Source organism: Paenibacillus sp. P5_B5 (assembly GCF_056400365.1).
On record NZ_JBFULK010000006.1, the window covers coordinates 44,332 to 56,124 of the forward strand.

Annotated in this window: 8 protein-coding genes and 1 pseudogene; 8 read left to right on the forward strand and 1 reads right to left on the reverse strand. The window is 35.0% G+C overall.

Annotated elements, in window-relative coordinates; genetic code table 11:
• Window positions 1-24 precede the first annotated feature (24 nt).
• Window positions 25-537, forward strand: a complete 513-nt coding sequence (locus AC1DOK_RS10160) for a Crp/Fnr family transcriptional regulator (RefSeq protein WP_477554160.1) — start codon at window positions 25-27, stop codon at window positions 535-537.
• Between the two features lie 35 nt (window positions 538-572).
• On the opposite strand, the gene hmpA is transcribed toward AC1DOK_RS10160, so the two are convergent.
• Window positions 573-1,805, reverse strand: coding sequence for an NO-inducible flavohemoprotein (gene hmpA, locus AC1DOK_RS10165; RefSeq protein WP_477554161.1), 1,233 nt, complete (start codon window positions 1,803-1,805; stop codon window positions 573-575).
• Window positions 1,806-2,266: 461 nt separating this feature from the next.
• On the opposite strand from hmpA, the pseudogene AC1DOK_RS10170 reads away from it, so the two are divergent.
• The 7 genes and pseudogenes from AC1DOK_RS10170 to AC1DOK_RS10200 all read left to right on the forward strand — a co-directional run.
• A pseudogene (locus AC1DOK_RS10170) lies at window positions 2,267-2,503 on the forward strand (phosphorothioated DNA-binding restriction endonuclease family protein); the annotation flags it as partial.
• 159 nt (window positions 2,504-2,662) lie between these two features.
• The gene (locus tag AC1DOK_RS10175; RefSeq protein WP_477554343.1) at window positions 2,663-3,229 is read left to right on the forward strand and encodes a recombinase family protein; all 567 of its coding nucleotides are present in this window, start codon (window positions 2,663-2,665) and stop codon (window positions 3,227-3,229) included.
• Window positions 3,230-3,493: 264 nt separating this feature from the next.
• Window positions 3,494-5,377 (forward strand): type I restriction-modification system subunit M, encoded by a 1,884-nt coding sequence (locus AC1DOK_RS10180; RefSeq protein WP_477554162.1) that lies wholly within the window; start codon window positions 3,494-3,496, stop codon window positions 5,375-5,377.
• A 50-nt stretch (window positions 5,378-5,427) separates the two neighbouring features.
• Window positions 5,428-6,207: a restriction endonuclease subunit S domain-containing protein gene (locus AC1DOK_RS10185; protein WP_477554163.1), complete on the forward strand. Its 780-nt coding sequence runs from the start codon at window positions 5,428-5,430 to the stop codon at window positions 6,205-6,207.
• Between the two features lie 470 nt (window positions 6,208-6,677).
• A complete protein-coding gene (locus tag AC1DOK_RS10190) occupies window positions 6,678-8,441 on the forward strand; it encodes an AIPR family protein (protein WP_477554164.1) in 1,764 nt (587 codons plus the stop codon).
• A 672-nt stretch (window positions 8,442-9,113) separates the two neighbouring features.
• Complete coding sequence (locus AC1DOK_RS10195; protein ID WP_477554165.1) at window positions 9,114-11,153, forward strand: caspase family protein; 2,040 nt, start codon at window positions 9,114-9,116, stop codon at window positions 11,151-11,153.
• 118 nt (window positions 11,154-11,271) lie between these two features.
• Window positions 11,272-11,481, forward strand: coding sequence for a hypothetical protein (locus AC1DOK_RS10200; protein WP_477554166.1), 210 nt, complete (start codon window positions 11,272-11,274; stop codon window positions 11,479-11,481).
• Window positions 11,482-11,793 lie beyond the last annotated feature (312 nt).

The window sequence follows — 11,793 nt, forward strand, 5'->3', positions numbered from 1 at the left end:
CCCCTTTAATAAGAGGTGTTACTGATGTTATTACATAAAGGTGAAATCTTATTTCGACAAGGCGACAGCGGCCCTCTGTATCGGATCAAGAGCGGGATGCTCAAGATTGTTCGCATACATGAAGACGGTAGCCAAATCTTAATGAATCTCATTCTGGCAGGAGAGGTGATACCCCATCATTCCTTAGTTAGTCCGAATAGTTATCACGGGACAGCGATCGCTCTGGTCACTTCTGAAATTGAAGTGATTCCAACGCAGGAATGGTATTCAAAGCTTCAAGAAAATCCTGAATATTATCGTGATATCGCACTCTTGTTGCAAGACAGGCTTATGATGCTGCAGCAGCGTATTGATCAGTTGTCTCAGGTAACTCCGATGATGAAGCTTGAGAAACTACAGGGCTGGTTTCATAATTTTATTGCACCTGCTAGCCTTACCGATGTGTTGACACAGGATGAGATCGGTCAGCTGATTGGGCTGCGCCGTGAGACTGTAAATCGCTTACTGCGTGTACAAGCTTCCGATATGGAGTCATGACAGTCAGTGAGCTTCCTTAAGAGGCTTTGAATTTGTTATGAAGCTGTTCCATCCTCAATGCTTCCTGCAGGGCCGAAGAACTCAAAATGGATATGATCTGGTGATACATTGTTAGCCTTTAAAGCCGCATACATCGCTCTCATAAATGAAATTGGTCCGCAAAGATAAATATCGGCTTCTTCAGCCGGAAGAATCGATTTCAACCATTCCGCATCGATAAAGCCTTCTTTGTCATAGCGATTTACGGCTTGGTCCTTGTTTAGCGGCTTTTCATAGCAAGTGAAAACGGACAGTTGTTCATGCTTATTAGCTAAGCCTAGGACATGCTCCTTCATCGCATGAACTTGTTCATTTTGCGTAGCATGGATAAAGGAGGCGCTTCTCTCTGGCTCAGTTTCAAGCACAGTATGAAGCATACTCATGAGAGGAGTCAAACCGACTCCACCACTGATGAAGGCAACTGGACGTTTACTTTCTTGATTCAGTGTGAAATCTCCAGCTGGAGCAGATAGCAGCAGAATGTCGCCAGGCTGCATCGATTCGTGCAAGTATATGGAAACTTTCCCAGCTGGGTGATCGGCTAAAGCATCTTCTCGTTTAACCGAAATCCGGTAATAAGGTTTGTTAGGGGAATCGGATAGGCTGTACTGGCGTAGATGGGTATGGTTCTCACCCGGAATATTGATCTTTACCGTTACATATTGGCCTGGCAGATAGCTAGCAATTGCTTTGCCGTCCTGTGGAACGAGATAGAAAGAAGTGATTACATCGCTTTCTTCCACTTTACGTTCAATTGTAAAGGCTCGAAAGTCGTCCCAACCCCCATGCTGACTCTCAGCCTGCTGATACATTTCGGCTTCCACACTAATGAATGCATCGGCAATAACACCGTATGCTTCTTCCCAAGCCTTCAGGATCTCGTCTGTAGCTGCATCCCCGAGCACATCCTTGATGGCAGCAAGCAAATTCTCACCTACAATCGGATAGGCTTCCGGCTGAATACCAAGACTGCGGTGCTTCTGTCCAATTTGCTTGACTACAGGCAAGATCGCTTCTAGATTGTCGATATGCGCTGCCGCTGCATATACCGCATTAGCGAGTGCTGCTTGTTGTCTGCCTTTTACTTGATTGGCATGGTTAAACACATTCAAAAGCTCAGGATGATTGGTAAATAGCAATTGGTAGAAACGCTTTGTAATATCGACACCGTGCTTTTCTAATACAGGTACGGTTGATTTAATAATGGATATTGTGTTTTCATTCAACATAAAGGAGTCTCCTTTTCCAATCGAAGATGTGATATGTATAAAGTCTACGCTGATAAGAAAGTGTGTCTTGTGATTTAAGTCACATCAATTGGGGAGGGTTTGTGAAGAGATACGAGGTACGAGCTTTTTGAGGGGAGTAGAGGAATAGATGAAGTCTAGGATCTTAATCGTAGAGGATGAGGAGAATACAAGAGAGGCCGTGTCGGAATTGCGGTTGAAGAGGAATGAGCTAGTGGAGGTTTTGGAGTTGTAAGGGGATTGGGAGATAAGGGATAGATGAGATAATACTGTGTTAGATCATATAAAACACTAAGAGTGAAATTGGGGCCTTGCTGTTAGCAGGCCTCTTTGTTGCGATGTTTTTGTCAAAAATCAAACCATATTGTTGTTAAGAAATGGTATAGCATGATCAACGAAGTAGGACTTAGTATCCATAGAGAATGAACATGAGGTAACGATAAATGGAAGCGAACGAGTTAAAAGAAAAGATCTCCAATCTATCCATATGGAAAAAGAACGGACAATGTGCTCCTCATAAGCCGTTATTAATTCTGTTAGGTCTTGCTCAACTGCAACAGGAAAAAACAACATTGCAGTATGAACAAGTACGAGGGAAATTGAAAGATCTGCTTATTGAATTTGGCCCAACCAGGAAATCGTATCACCCTGAAGAACCATTTGTTGGGCTTCTGACTGATTGTTTATGAAACACTCTTAGAAAGAATGAATTTGTAATAGGTAACAGGTCATATTTTGGTACGAAACTCGATTCAAAATCATATTTACGAAAACATACGTTTATGATACGATGCGGATAATGATACATAACCGAAGGAATGATGAGAAAAATGACAAGAATGAAAATAGCGTATGCAAGGGTTTCGACAGCAGACCAATCCCTTGATTCACAATTGGATGCACTAGAGCAATTCGGTTATGACAAAATATATATGGAGAAAGCAAGCGGCGGAAAAGATGACCGCCCCGAACTAGCCAAGGCTTTGGAGAATTTGCGTGAAGGTGACACCTTTATCATTTACAAACTAGACCGTCTGGCTCGCTCGACATTGAAGCTAATCGAAACTCTTGATTTATTGAACAAAAACGGCGTTGAGCTTGTGAGTCTTTCAGATAACATTGACACGTCTACGACATCAGGAAAAGCGATGTTTGGTATGATGGCTGTCTTTGCAGAGTTTGAACGGTCAATCATTCGAGAACGCACTGTAGCGGGGCTCAAAGCAGCTAGAGCAAGAGGAAGGAAGGGCGGTCGTCCCAAGACAGATAATAAGAAGCTAGACAAAGCAATCAAGCTGCATGAGAGCGGAGAATTTACGGTGACACAAATACAGGAGATGACAGATGTAAGTAAAGGATCGCTATACAGAGAGTTGAATAGGCGGAAACAAGAGACTAGTAAATAAACTTAAAAAGTGCTGCTAAAAGGATTAATGGATTTTTACGTCTATTAAAAATCTTAGGAGTATTGATACCCAGTATCGATTTAAATTAGATTGTCATTAGATCGGTAGTTTGCCATTGTAATACATCCACCAAGTTTTTCTGGATTTTATGTACGTACGTAGTCTTAGATCAGTAGGTTAACCTATTACAGAAACTAAAGGTATTTGATATAATATGTCGAATTTACTATGTATAATTATACATCGAAAGGTTGTTTAACACCAATGAACTACGAGTATTCAACAATTAAAGAAAAGCCAGATAGTTCTCCTGAGCGGTTTACAATATATTTAGTGAACGGAGAAGAGTATATCTTTTGTCCAATTAGAAATAGAGCGTTTAAAGTAGATAATAAACCAGAAGAAAAAGTTCGTCAGTGGTGGATATATCGTCTTAAAGAGGTTTACGGATATGATTTTAGTCAAATAAAAGTTGAAGTTCCCGTGATTGTGGGATCAACAGAAGCTAAGAAAAAAGCAGATATTGTTGTCTACCAGGATGAAAAATGTAAAGTGCCAAGAATATTTATAGAAGTAAAAAAACCAAATAGGAAAGATGGACTGGAACAACTAAAGGTTTATATGAATGCTACAGGTTGTAGGTTAGGGCTGTGGAGTAACGGTGATTCTCCTCATATTTATTTATTAAGAGTAGAACCACAGGAGTCTGAAGAAGAAGCTACCTGGAGAGAATTAAGAAATATTCCTGGGAAAAATGAGAAGTTATCTGATGTTGATACACCCATTCTAAGAAAGGAATTAGAGCCAACATATGATTTCCTTTCAGTATTAAGCGATTGTGAGGACTATATCAAAGCTCATGAAGGGTCGAATCCGTTTGATGAAGTGTTTAAATTAATATTCGCAAAGCTTTTTGATGAAAAAGCAAATTTAAAAAATGATAATTCTCCTGCGAAATTTCGAATTGGAGTACTTGAGTCTCCTCAAGATGCAAGAGAAAGAATTACTCAACTTTTCGAGCAGGCTAAATTAAGATGGAGCGAAGTGTTTCAAGCCGGAGAAGAAATAAATTTACTTGAAGAGAGTTTAGCATACTGTGTATCAGCTCTTCAAAAGATATATCTATTAAAATCCCCTGCTGATATATTAGGTTCTGCATTTGAGGTCATGATTAACCCCGGAATGAAGGGTGATAAGGGTCAATATTTTACACCAAGACATGTTGTTAAGATGTGTATCGATGTTTTAAACCCTAAAGATGGGGAAACGGTATTTGATCCTTCTTGCGGCAGTGGTGGCTTTTTAATCGGAGCTTTGGATTATGTATATAGACAGATTGAACAAGAAAGAGATGATGAGAACGACATAATCGAGAATAAAAAAGATTACGCTTCTGAGTGTGTATTTGGCATAGACTATGATCCATTAATTGCGAAGGTTGCTAAAGCCTATATGTTGATTTGGGGAGATGGAAGATCAAATATTGCGACTTGTGATGCTCTTAACTCAAATAACTGGGATCATGAAACATTATCTAAATTTACTACTCAAAAAGGTAAAACCCAATTACGTCAATTCAATATCATTGTAACCAATCCACCTTTTGCAGGGGATATTGATAAAGATGATACACTGTCGCAGTATCAACTTTCATCTAAACCCACTAAAAATGGTGGCTTTAAAAGAGTGAATAAGTTATCAAGAGACAAGCTATTTATTGAGAGATGTTTGAACATGCTATTACCAGATGGGCGTATGGCAATTGTTTTACCAAGAGGTGTTCTGAAAAATTATAATGATGAGTATGTGAGACGATTCATATTAAAGAATGCCAAAATATTAGCGGTTGTTGGATTAGGTGGCAATATGTTTAAACCATTTACCAATACTAAAACATGTGTATTATTCCTTCAAAAACGTCTAACTCCAATTTCAGATTCGGATTTGGAAACTGGAAATAGTTTGAGTCAAGATCCTGATGTAATTTATGCTGTTACGGAGAAGTCAGGGAAGGATAAAACGGGACGGATCATTAAGGACGATAATGGTATGATTATCTCCGATTTAGAGGAAATCACAAGGTACATTAATTCTAATATATCATTTGAAGAAAAAACCAATACTCTTAATAAGAAAAATAAAAAATAAAGAAATTAGTGTCTATTATGATAGACAACAGAAAAGAAAGAGGTAGTAATATGGCTATCTTCACAAAAAGAAGGCATGCCGATAGTTTATTAGAACTAAAATCGGCAGAAGATGGATTGTTTAAAATTAATCATATTTATGAGCCAGAATTTCATCAAGATAAATATGTTGATGCATGTATTGAAACAAGTAAGTTAGAAGACTCCTTTCAGATTGGCGATGAAAAATATATTACCAAATCAATAACCAGAGGGAAACAACCTTTCTACGCAGATAATGAAGATGATCCCGTTTCATTATGTTGGGAAGGCATGGTTCTTCCGGACGGCACTCGTCTAATTGATAAAGATGGTAAAGAAAATGTTTGTGCTTTAAAGTCTAATAGTGTTAGAAGTGGTTTTATCGATACGAGTCTTGCTAGGTCCGTTACAAGAGAGTTTTATGAGAAAAATAAAGATAAAGCTGGAGTAAAGAAAAACGATATTCTTATTAATTCAACAGGCGATGGAACAATCGGTCGTGTTGCTGTATTTAACTATGATTTCCCGGCTGTGGTAGACGGACATATCACTATTGTTCGGTTTAAAGATCCGGTTTTAGCATGGTATGTTGCAGCTTTTTTACAAACGGAAACAGGTCAAAATCAAATTTATCGATATATAAATGGTTCAAGTGGACAAGTTGAAATATATCCTCAGGATATTGAAAGAATATGGGTTAAGCCCTGTGAAAGAGAGAAAATGAGCAGAATCGCTAAGTCGTTTGAAGCAGCATGTAAAAAGCATGATGATTTCTATAAAGATTTAAAAGCGGCATTGTATGATATATGATATTAATGCAACATACGTTGAAATAAAAGTTTAAGTTACTATAAGCGAATACTGCCACATCTTAAGCCTGTCTATATTACGCAGCCCACACATGTGGAGTGCTGTTCACTATTAGTTTGGAACGGAAAGAAAGAGTGAGAAGTTAATGTGGGAATGCCCTCTCTTGAACGAGAGGGCATTTTTTTGTCTTCATAAGGAGAGGGAGTTGGATGCCATAGGACACTAGGGGTGATTTACATCTAAAAGAATGTTTTTGTTTAGCAATATAGGGCAGTACACATCTACTCAGCAAACAGACGTAAAAATACGAACGATACAAAAAGGAAAATACCAACATATGGTACAATAGTTGTAGGTCAATGTAAGTAAGGTTTTAATATTACAAAAAATAGTGTAACTAAATAGCTGTTCATACTATTTTTTTGCTATAATTGTCTAAATATCATTATTTTTAGGTGGTGCTTTTAAAATTGGCAACTAAAATGGATAATTCTCAGTTAATAGCAAGAGAATTAATAAAAAAAAGTTTTGAAGAAAGTTTATTAGAAAATAATGAAGAAATAGATAGTAATCAATCTAAATATTTTAAGATGCTACATGGCTATTTTGAAGTTTTTTCAGCTAGCTTAATATTAAAAGTATTCGATTTAAGCGATGAAGAATTAGAGAAAGGAATGGTTGGTAGTGGGAACGATGGCGGATGTGATGGTCTCTTCTTGTTTATAAATGATGAATTAATTTTTGACGATACACCTTTAGAAAATATCAAAAAGAATCCTAAATTAGATCTCTACATAATTCAGTCAAAATTTGAAACATCATTTAGAGAAGATGTATTTAATAAATGGAAAAGCATTGTTGATAATCTTTTTTCAATAGAATCATTTCATGGTAATGATTTTTCAAAAAGATATAATAGTGATGTATTAGAGTTTTTTGAAAGATTTCATGATACGTTTTTGAGTTTAATTACTAAATCTCCAATAGTGAATTTTAAATTCTTTTATGTAAGTTTGGGAAATGAAATACATATTAATGTTCAACAACAAGCAGAAGAAATGTTATATAACTTAAAACGTTTATATCCAAGCCCTAATACTACAGTAAACGTTGATTATATTGATTCTCAAAAAATTCTTGCTTTATATGATGCACCGTCAAAAACTGATTTTGTATTGCACATCTCTGAAACTCCTATAATTGTACAAGAGGAAAAAGAATATATAGTTTTAGCAAACTTAGGTCAATACTTTAAATTTATTACAAATGAAAATGAAAAATTAATTAAACACATTTTTGAAGCTAATGTACGAGATTATCAAGGAAATACTACTGTAAATAAGGAAATTGCAGATACACTCAATCAAAAGGATTTTAGAGAAGACTTTTGGTGGCTTAATAATGGGGTCACAATGTTAGCGAGCGAAATTGACCAAAAATCTACTAAAGTTTTTGAAATAAAAAACCCGGAAATAGTAAATGGATTGCAAACTACTACCGAAATATATAATTATTTAATTTCTGCCAAAAAAGATGATAGAAATGAAAGTCGAAAAGTTTTAATAAGGATAATAGTGCCTGATAATGAAGCTTCTCGTGATAATATTATTTTAGCAACAAATAGTCAAACAACTATACCTAAAGCAATACTAAGAGGAACTGATAGTATTCATAGAGAAATAGAAAGTTATATAAAAACTAAAGGATTATTTTACGATAGACGGAAAAACTTCTATAAAAATGAAGGTAAACCAAAAGATAAGATCATTAGTATCCCATTCTTAGCACAATGTCTAATTTCAATTTTATTAAAGAAACCAAACTATGCTAGAGCACGTCCTTCTACGTTACTAAATGATGAGGATACATATAATCATTTATATTCAAATAATAAAATTTTAGATAGTTATTATAATGCGGCTATTATTGGAAAAAAAGTAAAAAGTATAATAAATAGTTTAGGTATGTATTCTATTAGTGAACAATCAGACATTTCATTTTACGTAATGTATGTTTGTTCAGCTAAGGTTGTTGAGTCTGTTGATATTACACCTGAACAATTAAGTTTAATTGTATTAGAAGGTTTTACAGATGATAGAATTAAATATTGTTCAGAATATGTTTTTGATAAATATAAAACATTAGGTGGGAATAATAAGGTAGCCAAAGGTACTAGTTTGATAGATGAAATCTTAAAAGATGAATTTATAAAGGAACCATTTAACAATATGTAAACTTCCTTTAGATTAGTAACGGTTTTCCGTATTGCAAAGAAAAGTCCAAAATTAAGCCACATGTGAGCCTTCCTCCGGTGGCTTAGTTTTTGTTGGGAAAAGTCATTGACATACAGAGTATGCCGCTATGCGCCAGCAAGTTTTATTATGGGATTGTCATTAATTATCATTTATATTGGTACTATGAGTATGATGAAAAGTACAAGCAATAAAATAGTTTTAATTAAAAATAGTACTAAGAAAGATGTTGTTATCTCGTGTGTAACTTTGATTTTGGTAGGCGTTGTATTAGGTGCAATCAATATCCTACTTATTTTAAGTAGTAATAATATTAATCAATCATTTTAACTGTCATTTCGTGATGATTTTCAGAAGAAACTTTTTGGCGATATTGAATTAGAGAATCCTATAATGTAAGAAAATGTTGAGCTGCTGAAGTAACAAATAGCGGAACTAGTAGATATCGTTATCGTTGAAGTTATCTATGCTATCATTGAAAGCAAAGGGTTAACGTTCAGGAGTTCGAGCGAGCCCATCTACTAAAAGAGAAGATCACGGTGGATTCGACTAAAGTGCATTTAAAAGCATCTATTCGGCGCTTTATTCGATATTCTCTATGCTCTAAAGACTTACATAACTAATATAGAGAATATAAGGATACGGGAGTAGCAAATGGAAAACTACAAATTTCTGCTTGTCGGAGTCGACAAATACTTATTTGAAGGTTATACGCCTTTGTCAAGCATTACAAACGACGTAAATCAGTTGGAAAATATAATAAAAAAATATTTTGTATTCGATCAGATTGACACCTTTAAGGGCGAAAAGGCAATGAAAGAAAATATTGAAGCTGCAATTAATAACTTATTTTTAAATTGCAATGAAACAGATACTCTCATTCTTTATTGGAGTGGACATGGAGACCGTATTAATAATAATGGTTATCTTGTTTGTCGTGACTCAAAAGCTGAAGACGTCACAAATGATAAAATAAGCATGAGTGAATTGGCAAAGATAATTGATAGTTCTAAAGCAAAGGCTGTCCTAGTAATAGTTGACTGTTGTTACAGTGGTCTTCTTGCGAAAAGTAGAAAGGATAATGCGGAGTTGCAGCTTAATGGTAAAGGAAAAATAATAATTTCTGCAAGCAGTGATGAAGTGGCATTTAGTGATGATTCTAATGGTGTTTTCACTAAATTTCTATTAGCAGAATTATACGAAGTAATACAATATGAAGGTTACCAAAAAGTTGATATCACAGAGCTTTATTCAAAAATTGTAATTTCGATGGAGGCAGCTAACCATAAGCAGATCCCAAATTTAAGAGCTACTATTCAAGGGAGATTTTACCTTTCGTTAAATAACCTGACGATGTCTATACCTGGAATTCCAAGAGGGCGTGACATTGTAAATTTTAAGAGTCAAGAATTAGTTGAGAGTCTTAAGTTAGAACTAAAGAGAAATAGTGGATTAGATGAAGAGCATTATTCTAAAATAATTGCTCCATATCTAGATATCGAATTACCTGCAGGCAGGGCAAAGGCTCTTAAAATAAATCCGTTAGATGAGAAGCGGTTCTTTATCTCAATGGAATCATTTGATTGGGTTAAACAATCCCCAGTTTTAATTCCTGGAAATATGCTATTACCCGTTAGCTCTAGACTACAAGCGGAAGAAATTCATGAGGCTGCAAAGCATAACTTGGTAAATATCTTTGGAACTCTTTCAAAACCAAATAGTAATCTATTTTTCAGTAAGCTAGTTCTAAAGTATAAGGATAAGCAAGTAGAATTAGAGGGGCTTAAATCAAGGGGACCAGTAAGGGAATTAAAGATGAATGATATGATCCTTTGGTTCACTTATAATCATGATTCAACTAATTTTATAGTATTAAATTTTTCGAAAGATTCAGGGTACTCGTTAGGATTACTTTCGACACATGATGAACAACTGTTTATTAAATGTAATTTATCAATTCATACAGAAGAAGTAATATCAGAAATTATGTATTACCGACATTCTGATACTTGTGTTATAAGGGTTGAAAATAAAGATAAAGACGGGATTAATTCGGTATATATATATTCGATGAATCATGGTGTTATTAATAAAGTAATGAAGGTCAAACAGCATGAAACGATTATACCAATTAATCTGGATTGGTATGTTATTCTAGGGAAAAACACCATTTCATTGGMTACATCTGACAATCAAATAATATACAAACATTTTTTAGGAAAGGGTTATTTCCATTCAATCCCAATATTTCATGACTTTGTATCGGAATTCAAATTCTATATATCATATAAAAAACAGTTATACTCCGTTGAATTTATCATTAATAACTTACAAGTTATAAATTTGAATATTCCAGGAGAAGTTAAGGGTGTAATAAATGAAAATTATATACTTTTTAACTGTTATGATGGCTTAGAACTTTATAATATTAATAGTAAAGAGACTAAACAAATAAAAATTGATTCAAAAGATAAACTAAGTTACTTTAATCCTGGAATTTTAATTAAACAAGAATGCTACGGATATGATAATGGTAGATTGGATAAACTAAGATACTACCTAGTGTTTGACTATAGTGATTCATTTGACAGCATTTTAAGCGGCAGATCTTTAACTAGCCATGTGTCCGTGAGCCATACTGGATATTGTATTGCTAACTTAACTGAAAGCAATACAATCATAATATGGGAATAAATGTTGGAAGATTCGCTAACAAGGTATATAATAATAACTAACGAGAAGCACTCGTAAACAGATGAGGACTATTCCTTCTGTTTACGTGTGCTTATTTTATTTTTAAGGAGGATACTTTATGAAACGAAAGATTGAGATTATCACTGAGGAACAACTGGCTAATTGTATCAATAGCAATTCTAGTGTCGAGATTTGGCTGGGAGATAACCTAGAGGAGGTATCTGTTCTTCTGGACTTCGATGAGAACACAATAAGAGTAACGGATGGTTGTTACTTTAGAAAAAATATATCAATTTATTTAATTGGCAACTACTTCACTCTTAGTTAGATATTAATATACAAAAAAATGGTTTGAAATACCCCCTGCGGCGCCTTTCAAGAAAACCGACATGCGGTAGCGGTTTCGATTAGGGGAGACGCTTGGGTCCTATGGCCATTATGTTATGTACGAAACATTGTGCCAAAAAATTGAGTGAATTATTTGATCTCAACTGTTTGATGCTACTGGACAAACTGCTTAGTGGCGTAATATTCAATGAACGCGACTGGATACGGGAAGAGAATATAAATACAAGAGACTCGATAAGCATATCGAATTAATTGGTCGCATAAGCTCGAAGAGTTAATGAATGTAAAATAT

What these genes read in the sequence shown, in the direction of transcription:
- AC1DOK_RS10175 (WP_477554343.1), top strand. Translation starts at nt 2,663, where the DNA reads ATGAAAATAGCGTATGCAAGGGTTTCGACAGCAGACCAATCCCTTGAT.
- AC1DOK_RS10185 (WP_477554163.1), top strand. Translation starts at nt 5,428, where the DNA reads ATGGCTATCTTCACAAAAAGAAGGCATGCCGATAGTTTATTAGAACTA.
- hmpA (WP_477554161.1), bottom strand. Translation starts at nt 1,805, where the DNA reads ATGTTGAATGAAAACACAATATCCATTATTAAATCAACCGTACCTGTA.
- AC1DOK_RS10180 (WP_477554162.1), top strand. Translation starts at nt 3,494, where the DNA reads ATGAACTACGAGTATTCAACAATTAAAGAAAAGCCAGATAGTTCTCCT.
- AC1DOK_RS10160 (WP_477554160.1), top strand. Translation starts at nt 25, where the DNA reads ATGTTATTACATAAAGGTGAAATCTTATTTCGACAAGGCGACAGCGGC.
- AC1DOK_RS10200 (WP_477554166.1), top strand. Translation starts at nt 11,272, where the DNA reads ATGAAACGAAAGATTGAGATTATCACTGAGGAACAACTGGCTAATTGT.